The 21646-nt window shown below is 69.0% G+C and carries 23 protein-coding genes; 18 read left to right on the plus strand and 5 right to left on the minus strand.

Annotation, left to right across the window (positions count from 1 at the left end; translation table 11 throughout):
- Positions 1-55: 55 nt before the first annotated feature.
- Both RAH39_RS10850 and RAH39_RS10855 read right to left on the minus strand, forming a co-directional pair.
- Positions 56-3142: a BamA/TamA family outer membrane protein gene (locus RAH39_RS10850; protein WP_306590120.1), complete on the minus strand. Its 3087-nt coding sequence runs from the start codon at positions 3140-3142 to the stop codon at positions 56-58.
- Positions 3143-3146: 4 nt separating this feature from the next.
- Positions 3147-3482, minus strand: coding sequence for an STAS domain-containing protein (locus RAH39_RS10855; RefSeq protein WP_306590121.1), 336 nt, complete (start codon positions 3480-3482; stop codon positions 3147-3149).
- 166 nt (positions 3483-3648) lie between these two features.
- On the opposite strand from RAH39_RS10855, the gene flgB reads away from it, so the two are divergent.
- The 15 genes from flgB to ric all read left to right on the plus strand — a co-directional run bounded on the left by flgB (position 3649) and on the right by ric (position 16707).
- Positions 3649-4068 carry a flagellar basal body rod protein FlgB gene (flgB, locus tag RAH39_RS10860; protein ID WP_306590122.1) on the plus strand — a complete coding sequence of 140 codons (420 nt, stop codon included), beginning with the start codon at positions 3649-3651 and terminating at the stop codon, positions 4066-4068.
- Complete coding sequence (gene flgC, locus RAH39_RS10865) at positions 4068-4487, plus strand: flagellar basal body rod protein FlgC (RefSeq protein WP_306590123.1); 420 nt, start codon at positions 4068-4070, stop codon at positions 4485-4487. Before flgB ends, flgC begins: the two co-directional genes overlap by 1 nt.
- A gap of 77 nt (positions 4488-4564) precedes the next feature.
- A complete protein-coding gene (gene fliE / locus RAH39_RS10870) occupies positions 4565-4885 on the plus strand; it encodes a flagellar hook-basal body complex protein FliE (RefSeq protein ID WP_306590124.1) in 321 nt (106 codons plus the stop codon).
- Between the two features lie 49 nt (positions 4886-4934).
- Complete coding sequence (gene fliF / locus RAH39_RS10875; RefSeq protein WP_306590125.1) at positions 4935-6614, plus strand: flagellar basal-body MS-ring/collar protein FliF; 1680 nt, start codon at positions 4935-4937, stop codon at positions 6612-6614.
- Between the two features lie 3 nt (positions 6615-6617).
- Complete coding sequence (gene fliG / locus RAH39_RS10880; RefSeq protein WP_306590126.1) at positions 6618-7622, plus strand: flagellar motor switch protein FliG; 1005 nt, start codon at positions 6618-6620, stop codon at positions 7620-7622.
- On the plus strand, positions 7612-8343 hold the full coding sequence (locus tag RAH39_RS10885; RefSeq protein WP_306590127.1) for a FliH/SctL family protein: 732 nt from the start codon (positions 7612-7614) through the stop codon (positions 8341-8343). Before fliG ends, RAH39_RS10885 begins: the two co-directional genes overlap by 11 nt.
- An 8-nt stretch (positions 8344-8351) precedes the next feature.
- Positions 8352-9704 carry a FliI/YscN family ATPase gene (locus RAH39_RS10890; protein ID WP_373467358.1) on the plus strand — a complete coding sequence of 451 codons (1353 nt, stop codon included), beginning with the start codon at positions 8352-8354 and terminating at the stop codon, positions 9702-9704.
- The gene (locus RAH39_RS10895; RefSeq protein ID WP_306590129.1) at positions 9704-10153 is read left to right on the plus strand and encodes a flagellar export protein FliJ; all 450 of its coding nucleotides are present in this window, start codon (positions 9704-9706) and stop codon (positions 10151-10153) included. The genes RAH39_RS10890 and RAH39_RS10895 overlap by 1 nt, the downstream gene beginning before the upstream one ends.
- A gap of 16 nt (positions 10154-10169) precedes the next feature.
- Entirely contained in the window at positions 10170-10715 is a 546-nt protein-coding gene (locus RAH39_RS10900) for a MotE family protein (RefSeq protein WP_306590130.1), read from the plus strand.
- Between the two features lie 76 nt (positions 10716-10791).
- The gene (locus tag RAH39_RS10905; RefSeq protein ID WP_306590131.1) at positions 10792-12318 is read left to right on the plus strand and encodes a flagellar hook-length control protein FliK; all 1527 of its coding nucleotides are present in this window, start codon (positions 10792-10794) and stop codon (positions 12316-12318) included.
- Between the two features lie 40 nt (positions 12319-12358).
- Positions 12359-13021 (plus strand): flagellar hook assembly protein FlgD, encoded by a 663-nt coding sequence (locus RAH39_RS10910; protein WP_306590132.1) that lies wholly within the window; start codon positions 12359-12361, stop codon positions 13019-13021.
- A 27-nt stretch (positions 13022-13048) separates the two neighbouring features.
- Positions 13049-14347: a flagellar hook protein FlgE gene (locus RAH39_RS10915; RefSeq protein WP_306590133.1), complete on the plus strand. Its 1299-nt coding sequence runs from the start codon at positions 13049-13051 to the stop codon at positions 14345-14347.
- A gap of 108 nt (positions 14348-14455) precedes the next feature.
- Positions 14456-15562, plus strand: a complete 1107-nt coding sequence (gene ispG / locus RAH39_RS10920) for a flavodoxin-dependent (E)-4-hydroxy-3-methylbut-2-enyl-diphosphate synthase (protein ID WP_306590134.1) — start codon at positions 14456-14458, stop codon at positions 15560-15562.
- Between the two features lie 73 nt (positions 15563-15635).
- The gene (gene yidD / locus RAH39_RS10925; RefSeq protein ID WP_373467359.1) at positions 15636-15860 is read left to right on the plus strand and encodes a membrane protein insertion efficiency factor YidD; all 225 of its coding nucleotides are present in this window, start codon (positions 15636-15638) and stop codon (positions 15858-15860) included.
- A gap of 130 nt (positions 15861-15990) precedes the next feature.
- The gene (ric, locus tag RAH39_RS10930) at positions 15991-16707 is read left to right on the plus strand and encodes an iron-sulfur cluster repair di-iron protein (RefSeq protein WP_306590136.1); all 717 of its coding nucleotides are present in this window, start codon (positions 15991-15993) and stop codon (positions 16705-16707) included.
- A 6-nt stretch (positions 16708-16713) separates the two neighbouring features.
- Here ric and RAH39_RS10935 read toward each other — a convergent pair whose 3' ends face one another.
- A complete protein-coding gene (locus RAH39_RS10935; RefSeq protein ID WP_306590137.1) occupies positions 16714-16932 on the minus strand; it encodes a hypothetical protein in 219 nt (72 codons plus the stop codon).
- Positions 16933-16977: 45 nt separating this feature from the next.
- On the opposite strand from RAH39_RS10935, the gene RAH39_RS10940 reads away from it, so the two are divergent.
- From RAH39_RS10940 to RAH39_RS10950, 3 genes are read left to right on the plus strand one after another with little or no spacing between them, the layout of a single operon-like run.
- The gene (locus RAH39_RS10940; RefSeq protein WP_306590138.1) at positions 16978-17727 is read left to right on the plus strand and encodes a lysophospholipid acyltransferase family protein; all 750 of its coding nucleotides are present in this window, start codon (positions 16978-16980) and stop codon (positions 17725-17727) included.
- Positions 17728-17778: 51 nt separating this feature from the next.
- Positions 17779-19317 carry a sigma 54-interacting transcriptional regulator gene (locus RAH39_RS10945; protein WP_306590139.1) on the plus strand — a complete coding sequence of 513 codons (1539 nt, stop codon included), beginning with the start codon at positions 17779-17781 and terminating at the stop codon, positions 19315-19317.
- A gap of 29 nt (positions 19318-19346) precedes the next feature.
- The gene (locus RAH39_RS10950) at positions 19347-20105 is read left to right on the plus strand and encodes a YIP1 family protein (RefSeq protein ID WP_306590140.1); all 759 of its coding nucleotides are present in this window, start codon (positions 19347-19349) and stop codon (positions 20103-20105) included.
- Here the strand turns inward: RAH39_RS10950 and RAH39_RS10955 are convergent.
- Entirely contained in the window at positions 20083-20730 is a 648-nt protein-coding gene (locus tag RAH39_RS10955; RefSeq protein WP_306590141.1) for an enoyl-CoA hydratase/isomerase family protein, read from the minus strand. The two genes, RAH39_RS10950 and RAH39_RS10955, sit on opposite strands and share 23 nt — an antisense overlap.
- On the minus strand, positions 20727-21608 hold the full coding sequence (miaA, locus tag RAH39_RS10960) for a tRNA (adenosine(37)-N6)-dimethylallyltransferase MiaA (protein ID WP_306590142.1): 882 nt from the start codon (positions 21606-21608) through the stop codon (positions 20727-20729). Before miaA ends, RAH39_RS10955 begins: the two co-directional genes overlap by 4 nt.
- Between the last annotated feature and the right edge of the window lie 38 nt (positions 21609-21646).

The raw sequence follows: 21646 nt of genomic DNA on the forward strand, positions 1-21646 counted from the left end.
TATGTGTGAGGCCTTTATCTGTGAACTCGACCATTGAAGCTTGTCCACAGTTAATTCAGAACTGGAACCCCGCCGAGATCAGCAGGCTCTTCAATTGGGTGTCGCGCTCTTCCTCGGTGCGCGGGCGGCCCATGATGCGCTTCCAGTCGGCGGCGTACTCGACTTTAAGGGGGAAGCCCAATTTGAAGATCAAGCCCACGCCCAGGGTGGTGCGCAGGGCCGGAAAAGAGGCGGGAATCCGCTTCGTGGGGTCCGCCGGATCCTCTTCGGAGAGCAGGCTGCGGTAGACCTGGCCGGAATCCGCGAACACTTCGGCCCAGACGCTCTGGCCGATCAGCGGGAACCGGTATTCCAGATTGAGGACAGCGAGCGCCTGTCCGCCCAAGGGAATGGTCTGGACGGTGGTCTGCTCGCCAGGGGGTTTGGTCGTATCCGTGGTGGTCACCTTGCCGCGGGTTCCGAGCATGTCGGGTTCCACGCCTCGCACCGTGAAGGGCCCGCCCCCGAAGAACCGCTCGGAGAGGGGAAGGTCCTTGGCCGAACCCGCCGTGGGACGGGCGAGCCCCACGCGAACGCTCGCCATCACCACACCGTGCTCCGCCTGGAAGCCCACGGGCCAGTTCCACTGGTGGCGCATGTCGAGCTTCACGAAGCTGCTGTTGGGCGAAGTTCCGAACACCTGGTTCGCGAACTCCAGCCGGCCGAGGAAGAAGGTGCCCTGCGTGGGATCGTAGGGCTTGTCCCGCCGATCCACGGTGACCTGCAGGTAGGGCGCGGAGATGATGCTGCGGGCCGGCGTGCGGGCCAGCAGGAAGAGATCCTGGTCCGCGATCAGGGGCTTTCCCTGGCTATCCCGATTGGACGCCACCTCCACCCGCTCAAACCGATAGCCGAGCTGCACCACCTGCTCCGAGGACAGCTTCCACTCCAGGCTGGGCGTGAACCGGCGGCGGCGGGCGAAGAAGGCCGCCTGGGCCTCTTCGATGTAGGCCCCTTCCATGCGGAAGCGGGTGCGCGGCGCGAGCAGCGAATCCAGCGAGCCCGGCAGGAACCAGGGATCCGTGTAGCCGATGCTGTAGCTGTCCACGGACCGCTTGACGTCGCCGGTGGGGAAGGCCTTGCGGAGGGGCTTGCTGTCCAGCGTCTGGTCGCCGGCGCGGATGCCGAAGTCGACGGCCCGGCCCATGCCGCCCAGGTTGAGACGCTGCGCGTTCAAGCCGAAGTGATAGCCCTGGGTCTTGTCGTAGCCGAAGGACTCGCCGAACACCCAGGGGTTGCGCTCCTGCAGGCGGAGGGCCAAATCGCCCCGCTGCCAAGGCTCCTTCTCCTGCCCGAGCAGATCCTTCAAGGTGAGCAGGTCCACGCGGTTGAAAGCGCCCAGTCCCCCGAGTTGGATCTGGCCCTCGTCCAGCTTGGCGGGATCGAGGGGCGCGCCGGGAAGGGCCTCCGTCTCGCGGAGAACGGCCTCGGCGCGGGTGCGGTCGCTGCCCTGCACCACCAGACGGCGCGTGATGTCCAGGGGCTGAAGCGGCACCTGGACGCGGACGACGGGCTCCACCACGTCGTCGTCCAGGGCCAGCCGCACTTGGGGCGTGGCGGCGCCGAGGGAGGAGAGGCGCTGCCGCAGGTCCGCCACCACCAGCGCCAGATCATTGCGCACCAGCGGCAGGGCGGGCTTGAAGGACAGCCGCGCGCCCTCGGCGGTCAGCTCCAGCGTGCCCTCGATTCCCTGGAGATGGCGGCGGTCGGAGCGGTAGCGGGACGTGCCGGAAATAGGGACGGGGCGCTCGCCCAGAACGAGCAGCAGGCTCTGGGCCAGCCGCTCGCGGGGAAAAGCGGGATCGGGAGGAAGCTCCAGGGTGAGGGCGTCCAGCGTGCGGCGCTGCCCCTCGCGGATGAGCAGGCGCACGTCCACGCTCCCGGCCTTGTTCGATTCCACCCGCCGCCGCACCCGCACCTCGGGGAAGCCCCGCTGGAGGTAGTGGGCGGTGACGCGGTCCTCCAGGGCCTTCACGGCCTCGGCCTTCGCGTGGGGCGGAAGGAGCAGCAAGCGCTTCGGCAGGCTCGCGGCCTCGCGCAGCTCGCTTTCCGGCAGCTCGCGGTTGCCTTCGAAACTCACGGTTCCCAGGACCCGCCGGGGGCCGCGAACCACCGTGTAGGTGATGGTGACGGCCTCGGGCCGCTCCGCGGTTCCGACCGTCACCTCGCGGACGTAGGTCACGCGGGCTTCCGGGTAGCCCTGGTCCCGGTAGTAGGCCGTGATCCGACCGGCGCCTTCGTCCAGCAGACTGGGCGCGTAGCGCTCGGCCCGGGCGAGGGGAACGAATTCCGACAGCCACGGCCGACCCAGGAACGGGCCGAAGAAGTCCATCCCCTTGGCCTTCAGCTTGACCTTGGGACCGGGCTGGATCTTGAGGACGAGGATGCCGTCGGCGCCCTCCTGGGGGGCGAGGCTGACGGAGCCCTCCAGGCGGTCGTCCTTCACCAGCCGGTGGCGCAGCCGCCGCTGGGCGTCGCGCTGCGCGGCGGGAGTCCAGGCGGTGTGCCCCAGGGAGACGCCGGCCACCCGCAGCAGGCGCTCGCGGGTGTAGGGGGCGGGATCGCCTTCGATCCGCAGCTCCTGGATGATGCGGGGGGTGCCGAGCACGACGGCGAGCCGCAGGCGGCGTCCGCCCTCCTCCAGCGACGCGGTGATCTTGGCGCGCCGGAACCCGGCGTCGCGGAGTTGCTGCTCGGCATCGTCCTCCAGCGTCGCCAACCGCTGGGGCCCCAGCCGCTGGCCCTTCCGCAGGTCGGGCAGCAGGGTCTTCTTCACCTTGGCGGGGATGGGATCGCCCTCCCAGCGCCATTCCGCCACCGGGGCCAGGGGCTGGAGGCGGAGGAGGACGGTGCCGCCCTCGAAGGTTCCTTCCACCGACCGGTAGCGGTCCACCAGCCGAACCGCGGCCAGGGCCCGCTGGAACCCGACCTCGTCCACCGCCTGGCCTTCCCTCAGGCCGAGGGCGGCCCGGGCGAAGCGGCGATCGTTGTCGTCGCCGCCGTCGATCCGGATGGAGGTGATGATCCGCAGCGCGGCGGCTTCCTGCCCCTGGACGGACGCCAGGAGCAGGAAGCCGCAACCCAGGGCGGCGCGGACGCGCACGGCCCTAGAAGCCCGCGAGGGCCTCTTCCTCGGTGTCCATGACCTCGAAGACCGAATGCAGGCTGGTCATCTTGATGAGGCTGAAGATCTTGGAACTCATTCCGCAGATGCGGAGTTCGCCGCCCTTGCCCTTGATGGAGGTGTAGCAGCCCACCAGCTCCCCGACGCCCGAGGAATCCAGGTAGCTCACCTTGCTGAAGTTGATGACGATCTTGCGGGCGCCGTTGGTCAGGGCCGTGCGGACGGCCTCGCCCAGTTCCTGGTCGCCGTCGCCCAGGGTGATCTTGCCTTCCGGATAGAGGATCAGCACTTCGTTGTGCTTCCGCGTGTTCAGGATCATGGTGGCCTCGAGGTGAGCGGCCAGTTTAGGACGGGGAACGCAACTCGACAATGGCGGGGAGTTGGAGTTCAAACCGGCCTCCCCTGGCCCGAGAGATTTCCGGCATGGAGGCTGCATCTCCACCGGTGCCGTCGGGATCGTCCCGGCCCATTCTGCAGGGTGTCCCATGTTCGACCTCACCAGCGGCAACGCGATCATCCAGTCCATGGATCGCGGCATGACGCTGGCTTCCCAGCGCCAGACCCTGATCGCCTCCAACCTGGCGAACCTGGACACGCCGGGCTACCGCACGCGGGACTTCAGCTTCGAAGGCGCCATGAAAGCGGCACTGAGTGGGCAATCCTCGCCGACTTCCCTGACCACCACCCACGCCATGCACCTCCAGGGGACGCCGAGCTCCTCCCTCCCCGCCACCGCCGATCCCCTTCAGCCCAGCGCCGAGCGCAACGACGGGAACGACGTGAGCCTCGACCGGGAGAACATGCTGCTGGCCCGCACCCAGACGACCTACCAGACCGCATCCACCTTCATGCAGGTCGAGCTCCGGAAGCTCTATTCCCTCATCCGAGAAGCGAGCGCGCACTGATGGGCATTCCCACGATCCTCGACATCGCCAGCACCGGCATGGCCGCCCAGCGGCTCCGGGTCCAATTGATCGCCTCCAACATCGCCAACAGCGAGACCACGCGCACCAAGGAAGGCGGGGCCTACCGCCGCAAGGACCCCGTGTTCCAGAGCCAGGACATGGGCTTTTCGGGCGCGCTGGCCGCGGCGGGCGTGAAAGTGGCCGGCATACGCACCAGCCAGGAGCCCTTCCTCACGCGCTACGAGCCGGGACACCCGGACGCCGACGCCAACGGCGTGGTGAGCTACCCCAACGTCAATCCCGTGGAAGAGATGGTGAACCTCACCGAAGCCAGCCGGGCCTACGAAGCGAACATCGCCGTGGTGCGCTCCGCCAAGGCCATGGCTTCCTCCGCCCTTGAGATCCTCCGCGTGCAGTAGCCTGTCGGAATTTCGACTTGCCCCCTCCGACGCCCCGACCGATCGTGTGAAAAGGCCCCTTTCCTCCGAGCCGCTCCATGGACCCACTCCTCAACATTCCCTCCCTTCCGACCCCCAGCCCCATCTCCGCGCCCACCAAGATCGGCGCGGACACTGGCGCTTCGGGCACGGACGGGAACCTCAATTTCGGCGACCTCCTCAAGCAGGCCATGCAGGAGGTGAACCAGGTTTCGGCCGAGGCCGAGGATGAGGCACGGAACTTGATGACGGGTGAGAGTGCAGACATGCACACGGCCATGCTGGCAGTCCAGAAGGCCGATCTTAGCTTCCAGATGATGATGGCCGTTCGATCCAAGCTGGTCGACGCCTACCGCGAGGTCATGCGCATGCAGATGTAGCGCAGGCCGAGCTTTCCGGCGCGGCCTCATCCCTGACTGAGGAACGCCTATGGCCGGGGAAACGAACCTCGCGGAACAACTGACCAGCGCATTCAAGAGCATGAGCGCCACCCAGCGCGTCATGGTGGCCGCCATTTCCCTGACAGTGCTGCTGGCGCTGGGCGGCCTGGGCATCTGGGCGGGCCAGGAGTCCAAGGGCGTCCTCGCCGCCAACGTCTCCCCCCAGGAGGCCAGTTCCATCGTGTCCCAGCTGGACAAGATGCAGGTCCCCTACGAACTCAGCTCGGACCAGCGGACGATCCTGGTGCCGGAGAGCAAGATCGGGTCCCTCCGCCTCAAGTTCGCGGGGGACGGCCTCCTGTCCGGCGACAAGCTGGGCTTCGAGAAGCTGGAGAACGCCGGGCTCGGGACCACCGACTTCTCCCAGAAGGTGATCCACCGCCGGGCCATGGAGGCCCAACTCGCCAAGACGATCATGAGCCTCCAGCAGGTCTCCGAGGCTACCGTCCACATCACGCCCTCCAACGACAGCCCCTTCCTCACGGACAAGGAGGACGCCAAGGCCAGCGTGCTGCTCAAGCTGCGCGGCGCCCGGATGCTGCCCGACGAGAACACCCAGGCCATCGTCAACCTGGTGGCGGCCAGCGTGGAGGGGCTCAAGCCCGAGCAGGTCGTCATCATCGACCAGTTCAGCCGGATCCTCTCCCGCACGGGGCGCGATCCCATGGTGGGCGCCAGCGACGCCCAGAAGAAGGTGGCGCGGGAGGAGGAGGACCACCTCGTGCGCCGGGTCACGGAGCTGCTGGAGCCCGTGGTCGGCATCGGGAAGGTGCGCGCCACCGCCCATGTGGACCTGGACTTCGACAAGGTGAAGGTCAACGAGGAGCGGTTCGATCCCCAGGGCCAGGTGGAGCGAAGCGTCCAGCAGAAGGACGAGAAGGTCACCAAGCGCGATGCGGGCGCCGGCACGCCGGGCACCCCCAGCAACGTGGCCCCCGCCAATGCGGGCGCGACGGGAAATGTGGTGGAGGATTCCACGAAGAAGGAAACCACCACCAACTACGAGATCACCAAGACCGTCTCGGCCACGGAGCGGGCGACGGGCTCCATCAAGCGCGTCACGCTCGCCGTGATCGTGGACAGCATCGGGACGTGGGAGAAGGACCCCAAGGGCGATCCCATCCTCAAGCAGACGCCCCGCAGCCCGGATGAACTGAAGAAGATCCGCGACCAGGTGTCGGCGGCGGTGGGAATCCAGCCCAAGCGGGGCGATGAGCTCACCGTGGAGAACATGGCCTTCGCCAGCCTCCAGGCCAATCCCAAGGAAGAGGCCGAAGCGAAGCGCCAATTCTGGATGGACCTGGGGCTCAAGGCCCTGCCCTACGCGGCCTGGGGCGTGGTCGGATTCATCGTGTTCTTCATGATCCTCCTGCCGATGCTCAAGCGGATGTCCGCCGCCATCAACCGCCCCACGCCCCTGCGCGTGGCCAGCGCCGACGGCGAAGGCGGGGGCGGCGGAGGATCGTCTCCCCGCAAGCCGGTCCAGGTGAAGTCCGTCACCGAGATCGAGGCGGAGATCGAAGCGGAACTCAACGCCGACGCCGCCTTCAGCGCCCCCGAAGCCCGCCGGCGCGAGCTGATCCGCAAGCGACTCCAGGGCGGCTCCCAGGAGGACCCGGAGACCATGGCCTCCCTGGTCCGGTCGTGGCTCCTCGAGGAAGGGCGGTAGGCCATGGCGAAACTCACCGGCATGCAGAAGGCCGCGGTGCTCATGGTCACCCTCGGGGACGAGACCGCCGCCAACATCTTCAAGTACCTCGAAGAGGACGAAATCCAGACGATCTCCCGCGAGATCGCCATCACCAAGCACGTCCAGCCGGAAGTGGCCGAGGAGGTCCTGGAAGAGTTCCACACCATGACCCAGGCCCGGAGCTACATCAGCCAGGGCGGCATCGAGTACGCCAAGAAGCTGCTGATCAAGTCCGTCGGCCCCGAGGTGGCGCGCAAGATCATCGACCGCCTGGTGAAGGCCCTGGAATCCAGCGCGGGCTTCACCAGCCTGGAGCGCGCGAACCCCCAGCAGCTGTCCAAGTTCATCCAGAACGAGCACCCCCAGACCATCGCCCTGATCCTCGCCCACCTGAACGCCTCCCAGGCGGCGGAGCTGATCTCCAGCCTGCCGGAAGCCCTGCGCAGCGACGTGGCCATGCGCATGGCCAGCCTCCAGGAAATCAGCCCCGAGGTGGTCCGCCGCATCAGCCTGATCCTGGAGCAGAAACTCGAGGCCCTGGGCTCCTTCGCGACGGAAGCCTACGGCGGCGTCCGGGCCGTGGCGGAGCTGTTCAACCGCATGGACCGCAACACCGGCCGGGCCGTCCTCGAGAAGATCGAAACGGAGAATCCGCAGCTGGCCGCCAGCATCCGCGACCTGATGTTCGTATTCGACGACATCCTGCTGATCGACGACAACGGGATCACCGAGATCCTGAAGCGCGCCGACAAGAAGACCCTCACCATCGCCCTGAAGGGCACCAGCGAGGAGCTCCAGAACCAGTTCTTCCGCAACATGTCCAGCCGCGCGGTGGAACTGATGAAGGAGGAAATGGAGTTCATGGGGCCCATCAAGCTGAAGGACGTGGAGAAGTCCCAGCACGAAGTCGTCGAGATCGTCCGCCAGCTGGAGGAAGAGGGCGTCATCAGCATCGGCGGCGGCGGGGGCGAGGACTATGTCACGTAAGGGCTTCATCGCCTCCGAGGACCTCCAGCACACGCGGCTGGAGGCCTTCCCGTACTTCCCCGTGGACGCCATGCCGGCGCCCCGCGCCCCGGGCGAGGAGGAGGGCTCCGTCGCCGCGGAGCTGGGGGACGACGCCGCCTCCCGCATTCCGGTCGAGCAGCGGATCGTGGATCGGCTTCAGGAAGCGGAGCGCCAGGCCCAGGAGATCGCCCGCAAGGCCTACGAAGAGGGCTTCGCCTCCGGCGAGGCCGAGGGCCGCACCTACGGGGAAAGCCAGTACCGAACCTACGTCCAGCGCCTGAGCGAACACCTGGAAGACCTCTCCAAGGCCACGCTCACCCTGCGCGAAGCGCTGAACGACGACCTCGTGGCCCTCGCCCTCGCAGTGGGCGAGCACCTCGCCGTCCAGCAGATCAACCGCTCTCCGGCTGCGGTGAGGGCCCTGATGGAGGGCGTCCTGGAAGAACTGCCCTTCCCCCTGCCGCACGGCCGCCAGGAGGGCACGGCACCGCTTCAGGTCTTCCTCAATCCCATGGACCTGGACCTCCTGGCCGACCGCTTCGTCGGCCACGGCGGACTCACGCTGCTGCCGGATCCCGGCCTGGCCCGCGGCAGCCTGCGGGCGGAAACGCCGCAGGGCATCCTCAACGGCAGCCTCGAAGGGCGGCGCGAGCGGCTGATGCAGCTCATCGCGCGGATGCGCGAAAGCCAGGCCCCGTGAGCCCCGCGCTGCTCGATCCCGCCACGCTGGCCGCCCAGCTGAAGCACCTGCCGAAGGCCGACTGGCTGGGCCGCGTCACCAAGGTCGTGGGCCTGGTGGTGGAATCCACCGGTCCGGAGTGCTCCGTCGGTGAGCAGATGCTCATTCACGGAACGGATGCCGGCGGGCGGCCCCGGCTCATCCACGCGGAGGTCGTGGGTTTCTCCGGCCAGCAGGTACTGCTGATGCCCGTGGAAGAGATCGAAGGCATCCGGCCGGGGCTGTGGGTGGAGGCCACCGGCCACCAGTCCGAGCTGCCCTTGTCCGACAACCTGCTGGGGCGGGTGATCGATCCGCTCGGCCGGCCCCTGGACGGAGGCCCGCCGGTGGAAGCCACCGCCCACCTGCCCCTCCAGGGACCGCCGCCGAACCCCATGCGCCGGAAGCGCATCAGCGAAGTGCTGTCCACGGGCGTCCGGGTCATCGACGGGCTCCTCACCCTCGGGAAGGGCCAGCGGGTGGGCATCTTCGCGGGCTCCGGCGTGGGCAAATCCACGCTCATGGGCATGATCGCGCGCAACACGTCGGCGTCGGTGAACGTGATCACGCTGGTGGGGGAGCGCGGGCGCGAGCTGCGCGAATTCATCGAGAACGACCTGGGCGAAGAGGGCCTAAAGCGCAGCGTGGTGGTGGTCTCCACCAGCGACCAGACGCCCCTCCTCCGCCTGCGCTGCGCCATGGCCGGCACCACCGTCGCCGAGTACTTCATGCGCCAGGGGAAGGACGTCCTTCTGATGATGGACAGCGTCACCCGCTTCGCCATGGCCCAGCGCGAGGTGGGCCTCAGCGCCGGCGAGCCCCCCAGCTCCCGGGGCTACACGCCCTCCGTCTTCGCCCTCCTGCCCCGGCTGATGGAGCGGGCGGGAACCTTCGAGGGCATGGGCTCTATCACGGGCATCTACACGGTGCTGGTGGAGGGCGACGACATGAATGAGCCCATCAGCGACGCGGTGCGCGGCATCCTCGACGGCCACGTCGTCCTGTCCCGCAAGCTGGGTTCGAAGAACCACTTTCCCGCCATCGACGTCCTGCCCAGCCTCTCGCGCCTGTTCAGCGCCCTGGCGCCGCCGGAGCAGAAGCAGCTCGCCAGCAAGCTGCGGGACCTGATGGCCACCTACCAGGACGCCGAGGACCTCATCCAGATCGGCGCCTACACCAAGGGCTCCAGCACCGCCATCGACCAGGCCATCCAGTTCCAGCCCGCCATCCAGGCCTTCCTCCGCCAGGCCACCGCGGAGGCCTCCGACCATCGGCAGGCCCTGCTCGCCATGGGCCAGATCTTCGGCATCGACCTGGCGCCCTTCCTGAAGGGCCGCAGCTGATGGCCGCCCGCTTCCAGTTCCGCCTCGAGCCGCTCCGCCGGCTGCGCGAAGCCCTGGAACGGGAAGCGGAGCGCGTGCTGGGCCGGGCCCTTCAGGCGGAACGGGAGGCGCAGGCCCACCTGGACAGCCTCGTGGAGCAGCGCCGCGGCCTGTTCGAGAGTCGCCGCTCCGCCTCGGGACAGGTGCTCGACCTCGACCTGTGGCGCGCAGGAGAGCGCTTCCTGGTGGTGCTCGAACGCCGCCAGCGGGAGGGCTACGAACGCCTGCGGGCCGCTTCGGCCCAGGTGGTCGCCGCCCGGGAGGGCCTGACCGTGGCTCACCGGAACCACCTGATGCTGGTGCGCCTCAAGGAGCGCCGCGCCCTCCTCCACGCCCGCGAGCAGGAACTGCGCGAAATCATCGAGATGGACGAGCTGGCCGTCCTGCGCCACCACCGCCAGAGCGCTTAGGCGCGTAGGAGTTCCCATGAACAGCCGCTACCTCCTCTGGATCTCCATTCCCGTCGTCCTGTCCGCCGGTGTCCTGTGGCTGTCCGCCCAGGAGCCGAAGACCGATCCCAAGGGCGCCGCCGCCGAGGGGGTCAAAGTGGCCGATTTGGCCTCCCAACTCCAGGCCCGGGAGAAGACCGTCGCCCAGAAGGAGGCGGAGCTTCGCCAGTTGGAGCAGCGGCTCATCACCCTCCAGACCACCCTGGACAAGGACCGCGGAGAGCTCGCCACCCGCGAAAAGGCCGTCCAGGATGCGCTCGCCAAGCTCGAGCAGCTGAAGATCCGGCCCGTTATCGATCCCCAGATCATCCGGACCTACGAGGCCATGGAGCCTGCCGCTGGGGCCCAGGCCATGCGGGAACTGGCTGCCCAGAACCAGGAAGTGGCCGTGGCCCTGCTCGCGGGGATGACCCCCAAGAAGGCCGCCCGGCTCATGGACCAGTTGGCTCCCCTGGACGCCAAGCTGGCGGGGCGGCTGTCGGAACGGGTGGGCCTCAGCAAGCCGAAGGAAGCGGGCGCCTGAACCTTTCTGCCCAGCGGCATCGGCACGGTCCTCGCGCAGCATCTCCCACTCCGGAAGATCCGGGTGCGGAGTTCCCATGGTCTCCCCCAGCGCGACAGCCGTCCTCGCAGTCCCCGATCGTCCCCTGCCCGAGCGGCCGGAGGCGAAGGACGCGGACGCCTCGGACGGCCACTTCGCCGGCCTGATGGCCCAGTTCGTCCAGACCCCCCGTCCGGAGGCCCCCCCGGCCCGCCCCACCGCGGAACGGGGCGCCCGGCCCGTCGCCGAAAAGAAGCAGGAGAAAGCGGACGCCCCTTCAAACTCGGCGGCTGAAGCCGGCACCGGAACCTCGGACGTCCAGGAATCCAAGCAGCCGGCCAAGCCTGACCCGGCCAAGCGCTCCTCCGACAAACCCTCTGCGAAATCAGCCGACCCAGCCGATTCCGCCCAGACCCCGGCTTCGACCGCGTCCGCCACTTCTGCCTCTGCGGCCACCCCCGCCGTCCCGGGCAGCCCCGTCCCGACGGCCCCTTCTCCGACGGCGATCGCGTCCCCCGCAGCGACCGCTCCGGCCGCCGCCACCCCCGCTCTCCCCACGGAGGCCGCGGTGAAGGCCCCGTCGAAGGAGGCGCTCTCCGCGGACGCTGCCGTCGCCGCGGCCCTGAAGACGGGCGCGCCTGCGGCCTCTCCCCAGGTGGCCGAAGGCACCCAGGGCCCGGCACCTTCCGAGGCGCCGGCAGCGGTTGCCGTCATCGTGACCCATTCCGGGGCGACCAAGACCCCGGCCGCGCCTCCGAAAGCAGCGAATCTCAAGGCGGCGGCCGAAGGCGCGGAAGTAGAGGAAGTCCCGGCGACCCCCATCGCGGTCAAAGGGGTTCCGGCCGCGGCGTCGACAACCCCGGCCCAGCCGTCCACTACCAGCGGAGAAGGCACCGCCCGCGCAGGCCATCCCAGCGCGGAAGCCGCGCCTGCGGCCCAGGCTCTGCCCGCCACGCCCCTCTCCGCTGCCGAGGGGGATGGCCCTTCCGCGCCCGCCATCGAGCTCTCCCTGCTGAAAGCGGCTGCCGGCACGTCCCTGGCCGAACCCCTCCCCCATGCGGGCGCGTCCGTCCTCATGGACGCTTCGCCCCTGGTGGTGGCCGGAACGCCCACCGCGCCGACGGCCTCCCCCGTCGCCTCCCCGGATCCCGTGCCCGCGGCCTCGGGCGCGCTCGCCCAGCCGCCCTCGGCGCCCGTGGCGCAGGTGGAGGGCGGCTTCCGCTGGATGCTGAAGGGCGGCGCCCAGGAGGCGCAACTCCAGCTCCATCCCGAATCCCTGGGTCAGGTGACCATCCACCTCAAGGTCGAAGGCGGCGAGGTCCACGCCCGCCTGTGGATCACGGAGCCCGGCTCCGTCCAGGCAGTCCAGGAGGGCCGCCCCCACCTGGAGCAGTCCCTCAAGGAGCAGGGACTCCAGCTGGGCAGTTTCGATCTCCAGCAGGGACAGCGCTCCTTCCAGGAATCTCCTTCGGCCCCCGCTTCGCGCGGTTGGGCGGCGGCGGGGACGGTCGAGGCCCGGCAAGAAGCACCCGCCCAGATCCTGCCGTCGGCTCTAAACCCGCACCGCGTCGAGCTCTACGCCTAATCGGCACGCTTCCTGTTCATTCCCCCCATCTGGAGGTTCCATGGAAACCGGCATGATCAGCTCGACCACCGCGAGCACCAGCTCCACCAGCACCACGTCCACGGCGAAGAACACGCTGGACAAGGATGGGTTCCTCAAGCTCCTGGTGGCCCAGCTCCAGAACCAGGATCCCACCGGCGAAGGCCAGGATCCCAACCAGATGGTCCAGCAGCTCACCAGCTTCTCCAGCCTCGAGCAGGCCCAGCAGACCAACACCCTGCTCTCCGGCCTCCAGACCCAGACTTCGGGCCTTTTCCAGGCGCAGACCGCCAGCCTCGTGGGCAAGACCGTGAAGGTGGACGGGTCGGGCTTCAACCTCAAGTCGGGCGCCGCTTCCATGAACCTGGAGCTGGCCAAGTCCGCCAGCGTCACCGTCACCGTCAAGGACGCCCAGGGCAACACCGTGGCGACCCTCCCCCAGGGCACCCTCAACAGCGGCACGTCGACCCTCACGTGGGACGGTCGCGACTCGGCGGGGAACCAGCTGGCCGACGGCGCCTACAGCGTGTCGATCTCCGCCACCGGCACCGACGGCAACGCCGTCTCCTACAAGACCAGCCTCCAGCTGAAGGTCGACGGCGTCGCCTTCAACAGCGGGGGGATCTACATCACGTCCGGAACCAACACCGTCTCCCTCGACAACGTCCTCGAAATCAGCGCCTGACCTCGACCTCGGTCCAAGGAGTCCTTCATGAGCCTCTATTCCGCCTTCTACTCGGGCCTCTCGGGGTTGTCCACCAACGCCAACGCCCTGAACGTGATCGGTAACAACCTGTCGAACATCAACACGGTGGGCTTCAAGGGCTCCAGCACGACCTTCCGCGACATCTTCAGCACGAGCCTGGGCGGCGTCTCCACGCAGGGGAACGGCAATCCCATCCAGTTCGGCCTGGGCGTGCAGACCAACAGCGTGAGCCAGGACTTCTCCCAGTCCTCCTTCCAGAGCACCGGCAACGCCCTCGACATGGCCATCCAGGGCAACGGGTTCTTCACCCTGCAGACGTCGGACGGGCGCCAGGTCTTCAGCCGGGCCGGCAACTTCACCCGGAACAACGACGGCTACCTGGTGGCCAGCGACGGCGCCAACGTCATGGGCTGGAACCGGGATTCCACCACCGGCGTGGTGAACACGTCGGCCTCCCTGTCCCCCATCCGGATCGACGCCAGCACCACCGCCAGCGCCTTCGCCACCCAGAACATCCGCCTGGGAATCAACCTCAACGCCTCCACCTTCGATCCCACCTCCACGACCCCGGCCAGCACGCCGGTCTCGTCCCTGACGACCCCCATCCAGGTCTACGACAGCCAGGGCAACGCCCAGAACGTCACCGTCACCTACACCAAGACCGGCCCGAACGCGTGGTCCTACGCGGCCTCCGTGACCGCCCCCGCCACCATCGGATCGGGCGCGACCGGCACGTTGACCTTCAGCACCACGGGCACCCTGCTCACCATCAACGGCCAGCCCGCCACGTCCGCCAACAACCCCGTGCTGGGCAACATCGACTGGGGCAACGGCACGGCGGTCCAGAGCGTGAACTGGAACATCGTCAACTCCGACAACTCCGTCAACGTCACCCAGTACTCCGCCGCCAGCACCACCAGCAGCAGCTTCCAGGACGGCTACGCCGCCGGCACCCTGCGCGACCTGACGGTGGACCAGAACGGCGTGATCACGGGCACCTTCACCAACGGGCAGGTGATCTCCCTCGCCCAGGTCGCGCTGTCCAGCTTCACCAACGTGAACGGCCTGGTCCAGACCGGGAATAACCACTGGGGCCAGAGCCTCGCCTCGGGCTCGCCTACCATCGGCCTCGCCAACCAGGGCGGCCGCGGCGGCGTCCTGGGCTCCAACCTGGAACTCTCCAACGTGGACGTGGCCGGCGAGTTCACCAAGCTGATCCTCAGCCAGCGCGGCTACCAGGCCAACTCCCGGATCGTCACCACCACCGACGAACTGCTCCAGGAGACCCTCAACCTCAAGCGGTAAGCCGTTTCTCTCCAGTTCTCCGCGCGGCCCCACGGGGCCGCGCGCCATGTACGGCGCCCGCGAAGAATGTGGGGGCAGGTAGACTGGAACCTTCGAGCACGAGGCCCCATGTCCGCTCCCGAAACCCAGCCCCTCGCCCCCCGCCGCAGGACGCGCCAGATCCTGGTGGGCAAGGTTCCCGTGGGCGGCGACGCGCCCATCACCGTGCAGAGCATGACCAAGACGGACACGCGCGACGTCGAGGCCACGGTCAAGCAGATCTACGGCTACGCCAACGCCGGCTGCGAGATCGTGCGGGTGAGCGTGCCCACCAAGAAGGCCGGCGAGGTCTTCCACGAGATCTGCGACCGCAGCCCCATCCCGGTGGTGGCCGACATCCACTTCGACTACCGCCTGGCGCTGGTGGCCGCGGACGGCGGCGCCGCCTGCCTCCGCATCAACCCCGGCAACATCGGCGGGCAGGACCGCGTGAAGGCGGTGGTGGAGAAGGCCGGCGCCAAGGGCATCCCCATCCGCATCGGCGTCAACGGCGGCAGCCTGGAGAAGGACCTGCTGGAGAAGTTCGGCTCCGCCACGCCCGAGGCCATGGTGGAGAGCGCCCTGCGCCACATCGAGACCCTGGAGCGCGAGAGCTTCCGCGACATCAAGATCAGCCTGAAGGCCAGCGACGTGATCCGCACGGTCCAGGCCTACCGCCTGCTGGCGAAGCAGGTGGACTATCCCTTCCACCTGGGGATCACCGAGGCCGGCACGCCCTTCGGGGGCACCATCCGGTCGAGCGTCGGAATGGGAATCCTCCTGGCCGAGGGCCTGGGCGACACCATCCGCGTCTCGCTCACGGGCGAGGGCGAGGACGAATGCCGGGTGGGCCACGAGCTGCTGCGTTCCCTGGCCCTCCGCACCGGCGGGTTCCGGATGGTGAGCTGCCCCAGCTGCGGTCGCGTCCAGATCGACCTCAACCGCGTCGCGAACGAGATCGAGGAGGGCCTGAAGGCCATCAACCACGAGAACATCACCTACGCCGTGATGGGCTGCGTCGTGAACGGCCCCGGCGAGGCCAAGGACGCGGACCTCGGCGTGGCGGGCGGCGCCGGCGAGGGCCTCATCTACCGCAAGGGCGAACTCATCCGGAAGGTGAAGGAGGAGGACCTGGTCCCCGCCTTCCTGGAGGAGGCCCGCAAGGTCAAGGCCGAGGCTGATGCGGCGAAGGCCTAGGATGGCCGATTGGCTGCTGGGCCATCCCTTGGCGACGATCGGGCTCTACCTGGTGGCGGAAGCGTTCCTGCCGGTGCGGTTCCAGCCCACCGCCTGGGTCTGCCGCGGCCTGATCCGCACCTATCAGGCCACCCTGTCCAGCCACCTGCCCACCCAGTGCAAGTTCACGCCCACCTGCAGCCACTACGGCCTGGGCTGCATCCGGAAGTACGGCACCCTCCGCGGCGGCCTGCTCACCTCCTGGCGCCTCGTGCGCTGCTCGCCCCTGACGGATGGGGGGCCGGATCCCATTCCTTAAATATTGTTAAAAATGAATTTATATTTTCAGTTTTCAATTTAAAGAAAATCATATCTTTTTAGTCAAGATGTGACGCCACTCACGCCCCCTCCGACCGACTCTGGATCCGGATCCTTTCCTGGAGGCGGTCATGAACGCGGAACTGGACATCAAGGTGGGCGAGCTGGTGATGGCGCGGCCCGAGGCCATGCGCTACTTCGAGGGACTGGGCATCGACTACTGCTGCGGCGGCCACCGCACCCTGGCGGAAGCCTGCCGCGCCGCGGGCCAGGCACCGGAGGCGGTATTAAAGGGACTCGAGGCTCTTGAACTTCCGATGGCCGGAGTTCCCTCCCTTCGCGACTGGAAGGCCGCCTCGCTCACCGACCTCATCGGGCACATCATCGCCACCCACCACGAGTACCTCCGCACGGAGCTGCCGCGGCTGGACGTCCTGATGGCCAAGGTGCTGGCGGTGCATCAGGAACGTCACCCCGAACTGGCCCGGGTGGGCGAGATCTTCCGCGCCCTCGCCGGGGATCTCATGCCCCACCTGATAAAGGAAGAGCAGATCCTCTTTCCCTACATCCAACGGATGGAGAAGGGCGAAGCCGGCTCCTCCTGCTTCGGCTCCGTCCAGAGCCCCATCCGCGTGATGGAGATGGAACACGAGGCCGTGGGCGGGCTGCTGGCCGAACTGCGGGAACTCACCTCCGCCTACGCCGTGCCCGCCGACGGGTGCGCCACCTTCCGCGCCCTCTATGACGGCCTGGAGACCCTGGAGCGCGACCTCCACCTGCACATCTACCTGGAGAACCAGGTGCTCCACCCGCGGGCCGCCGCGCTGGAGGCCGAACTCCGCGGCTAGTCCCCGTCAGCCTGCGTCTTCGAGGCTCCACCGGTCGGTGCAGCCGTGGCTCTCCACCACCTGCTTCGCCTTCCGCATCCGGAGGGTGTGCTGGACGGTCTGCATCACCGTGAACAGAGGATCGCGCAGGCCCAGCCGCGCGAGGTCGTCGGAGGTAAACCACGTCACGCCGTCCGCCCCTTTTCGCGCGGCGTGGTCGGCCAGGATCTGCTCGGTGATGCCCACGGGAACCCTCCGGAACTGCTAGCTTGAATAGCACGGGAGGGCGGCGTGGCCAACTGGCGGAAGACGGGATGGGGCGCGGTGCTCATGGCCCTGTGGGCCCTGGCGTCGGTGCCCGTGATCGTCGCCGCGATCCTGCTGGCCTTCCCCTTCATGGGCCGGCGGGGCTTCTTCGCCATCGCCCCCATGTTCGCGCGGGGGATGGCCTGGTTCTGCGGCATCCCCTTCACCCTGGAGGGCTGGGACCGCCTCCCGGAGGCCATCCGCACCGGGCAGCAGCCGGTGATCTTCATGTCCAATCACGAAAGCCAGATGGATCCCCCGGTGCTCATCGGAGCCCTGCCCGTCCCGGCGGTCTACATCGCCAAGAAGGAACTGAAGTACGTGCCCTTCATCGGGTGGGCGGCCTGGGCCGCGGGCGTGATCTTCATCGACCGCGGCGACCGCGACCGGGCCATCCGCAGCATCCACGCGGCCGCCGCTGAGATCCGCGGCGGGAAGAACGTGGTGATCTTCCCCGAGGGCACCCGCAGCCGCACCGGCGGGATGCTGCCCTTCAAGAAGGGCGGCTTCGCCCTCGCCCAGGACGCGGGCGTGTGCATCATTCCCACGGCCACGGTGGGAGGGCGCGAGGTCCTTCCTTCCGGCAGCATCCATTTGCGTCCGGGCCGCTATGTGGTCGCCGTCGGCGAACCCGTGGACCCCGCCGCCTATCCGGATCGCGACGCCCTGATGGCCGAAGTGCGGGCCCGGATCGAGAACCTGGTGGCCCAGGCCAGGGGGGAGCGGGCCGCCTAGGAGCCCCTTGACCCGGTTCTCGAAATGTCGAGAATCGGAATGGAGGTGGCCGTGGCCGCGCCTGATCTGGATACCGCCCTCACGGGGGCCCGCCTGGTGGAAGAGGCGGGCGGGCTGCTCACCTTGGGAGAAGATCCCGATCGCATGGTGGGGCACGCCTTCGAGCGCCTGGGCCGGCTCGTCCCCTACGACCTCGCGACCGTCCTGCTGCGCGAAGGCGAGGGCCTGCGGGTGGCCTACGCGGTGGGCCCCCTGGCCACGCCCCAATTGTCCGAGGCGCTCATTCCCGTGCGGGGCAACCTCCGCCTGCAGAACGCGCTGAAGCCCCGCTCCAAGCCCGCCACTTTCGAAGAAGACGACCCCGGCGAGGACACCTTTCACGGGCTGGTGGACATGCCCCACGGCCACAGCTGCCTGGTGGCGCCCCTCCGCAGCCGGGGCGAGACCTTCGGCCTGATGACGCTGGACGCCATGGTCTGCCGGCAGTATCCAGAGAGCGTCCTCCACCACGTCGGCGTGTTCGCATCCCTCCTGGCCCTGGGATTGAAGCAGGCCGAGCATCTGGCGCAACTGGCCGAGCGGGAGCGGCACCTGGCGGAAGAGGTCAGCTACTTCCGGGAAGTCCAGCGCCGCGACGTCCTGCAGGAACCCCTGCGCGCCGAGAGTCCGGCGATGCGAGGCGTGGTGGAGCAGCTCCGGCAGGTGGCCTCTACGGCCGCCACGGTGCTCATCACGGGCGAGACCGGCACGGGCAAGGAGAAGGTCGCCCAGACCCTCCACCACCTCTCGCCCCGCCGCGAGAAGCCCTTCATCAAGGTGAACTGCAGCGCCCTGCCCGCGACCCTCATCGAATCCGAGCTGTTCGGCCACGTGAAGGGCGCCTTCAGCGGGGCGGCCGCCGCGCGGAAGGGCCGGTTCGAGCTGGCGGACGGCGGCACCCTGTTCCTGGACGAGATCGGCGATCTGCCCCTGGACCTCCAGCCCAAGCTGCTCCGCGCCATCCAGGAGAAGGAGATCGATCCCCTGGGGGCGGAGAAATCCCGGTCGGTGGACGTGCGCCTCGTGGCCGCCACCCACACGGACCTGCGGAAGGCCGTCGCCGACGGGCGCTTCCGGGAGGATCTCTTCTACCGCCTGAGCGTGTTCCCCATCCACCTTCCGCCGCTCCGGGAGCGGCCCGACGACATCGCCGCCCTGGCGGAGAGCTTCCTCGACCGCTTCGCCCGGCAGAACCGGCGCCCGCCCATCCAGCTGCCCGACGGCGTCCGCGCCCAACTGGAGGCCTACGCGTGGCCCGGCAACGTGCGCGAGCTGCACAACGTCCTGGAGCGGGCCGCCATCCTGTCGGCGGGCCGCGAGTTGCGCCTTCCGCCGGGGGCGCTGACCATCAGCGGCGGAGAGCGCGCGGGCGGCCGCCCGCCCACGTGGGAGGCGCAGGAGCGGACCTACCTGGAGCGCCTCCTGCGGCACGCGCGGGGCAAGATCGCCGGCGGAGACGGGGCCGCGGCGCTGGCGGGCCTGGCGCCTTCCACGCTGCTGTCCCGCCTGGAGAAGCTGGGATTGCGCCCCAGGGATTTCCGGGGCGCGTGATAGGTTAAGGCCGCCCTCTGGAGCGACGGATGAGCGAGATCCCCGGCCCGCACGATGCCCCGCCTCCGGCGATCCCGCTGGACGAGCCTCTTTCGATTCCGCCCATCGTCCCTCCGGAACCGCCCCTTCCGCCACCCTCGCCGGCGCCCGTCCCTTTCGAGGATCCCGAACGCTACGGCGGGTTCTGGTCCCGGGTGGGCGCGATGTTCCAAATGGTCTTCCGCAATCCCATGGAACTCTTCGAACGAGTGCCGGCCGGCGAGGGCTTCGGCGCGCCCTGGCGCTTCCTGCTGCTGCTGTCGGTGCCAGCCTTCTTCATCGTGGCCGGGCTGTTCTTCTTCATGGGGCTGGGCATCGCGGTGGCGGCCCTGGAACACACGGGAAGGGCCGACGGCCGGGCGGTGGCCGCCGCGATGCCGGCGATCTTCGGCATCCTGCTGGCGCTGCTGCCCCTCGTCAGTTTTCTGGGGATGCTCATCGGCGGCGCATTCCACCACGCATTCCTGTGGATGTGGGGCGGCCTCAAGCCGGGGGCCGGCGTCAACCAGAGCATCCGCGCCTACGGCTACGCCTCGGCCTTCATCCAGCTCGGGGCGCTGATCCCCTACCTGGGCTTCCTGGCGCAGATCGCGGGCATGGTGGTCCTCGGCATGGGCCTGGCGCGGCTGCACAAGACGGACACATGGCGCGGGGTGTGCGCGGCGCTGACGCCCTTCGTGCTGCTGTGCTGCTGCGGGATCGGGACGCTCGGCGCCGTGACGGCCCTCATCGCTGCGGGGCGCCACTAGCCAGCCAGGCCAACACCGCTTCCCGCGCAGCCGCGGCGGGCACGATGCGATGGATGGCTCCCGCCGCCAGCGCTTCCTCCGCCTCCCACGTCTCGAAGCCGCGGAACAGGCGCGCGGCCCCTTCCGGTCCCAGAACTTCCGGGAGGCGAACCGTCCCGCCAAAACCCGTCAGGATCCCGTGCTTCGCCGCGGGATGGGCAAGCCGCAGGCCATCGCCCGCCGCCCAGCGCTCCTGTCCGTGCAGCGCCAGATCGCAGCCGCCGCCCATGGCGACGCCGGAGATCAGCGTCAGGGTCCGCCAGCCGGGCCACAGGAGGTGGGACATCACCCGCTGGCCCCGGCGGGAGAAGGGATCAGCGGACCCAGGATCCAGGGCGCCCACTTCATGCAGATCCGCACCCGCCGAGAAGTGGCCGCCGCCGCCCGCCATCCACGCCGCGCCGCTCAGGACCAACCGTCGGACGCCGGACCAGCGCAGGTCGATGAACAGGCGGTCCAGGGCGACCAGGAGATCGCTGTGCAGGCGATGGAGGCCGTCCGCCGACCGCAGCCCGATCCACGCCCAGTCCGCGCCCCGCAGCAGGTCCAGGGAGGTGGGTCCCTCGTGCCAGGGTTCGGGCCTCACGAAAAGCCCAGCCGCGCGAAGGCCGCCTCCAAAGGTTCCGTATCGGGATCCCAGGCCGGAGCGCCCGGAAGCTGGTTGCGGAACCACGTGTCCTGGCGCTTGGCATAGGCCTGCGTCTCCTGGACGATGGCCGCCTGAACGGCGTCGGAAGCGCCGCCCGCCATCCATCGGGCGTAGCCCAGGGGACGGAGGACTTCCAGATCCGCCGCATGGCCCGCCGTCACCAGCGCCGCCACCTCCGCGGGCCAGCCCGCCTTCACCTGGGCCGCCACCCGCGCGGCCACCCGGGCGCGGCGCCGCTCCCGGCCCGGCGAGACCACGAGCGCCTTCCAGCCCTCCGGAACGCCGGTTTTCGGCGCCGACAGCAGTACGGAGGGCGCGCGGCCCGAGGCCAAATGCAGGGCCAGGGCGCGCTGGACCCGGGCGCCGTCGTTGGGATGCAACGCCCCGGCCCGCGCGGGATCCACCGCGGCGAGGTAGCGGTGGAGCGCGGGGATTCCGAGCCGGTCTCCCCACCGGCGGACCCGCTCCACCAGGGCTGGATCCACGGCGGGCAGAGGGCTGAGCTGGTTCCAGATCCCCCGCAGGTAGAGGCCCGAGCCCGTCACCAGCACCGGCTCGCGGCAGGCCGCGAGCCGGTCCCGCACCCAGGCGCCGAATTCCGCGGGATTGGGGCGGGCCGACAGCGGGAGTTCGCCGTAGCCCGCGTGCGGCACGCCGCCCCGCTCCTCCGCGTCCGGCTGGCCCGTGCCGATGGCCAGCCCCGCCAGGGCCTGATAGGGGTCGCCGTTCACCACGGTTCCGCCCAGCCGGCGGGCCACAGCCACCGCCACAGCGGATTTGCCGGAGGCGGTGGGGCCGAGGATCGCGATGGGCATGTCGTCCACGCTATCAGGTGCCGGAGGAACCTCAGGAG

The sequence above is a fragment of the Geothrix sp. 21YS21S-4 genome (genome assembly GCF_030845995.1).
Classification (GTDB): Bacteria; Acidobacteriota; Holophagae; order Holophagales; family Holophagaceae; genus Geothrix.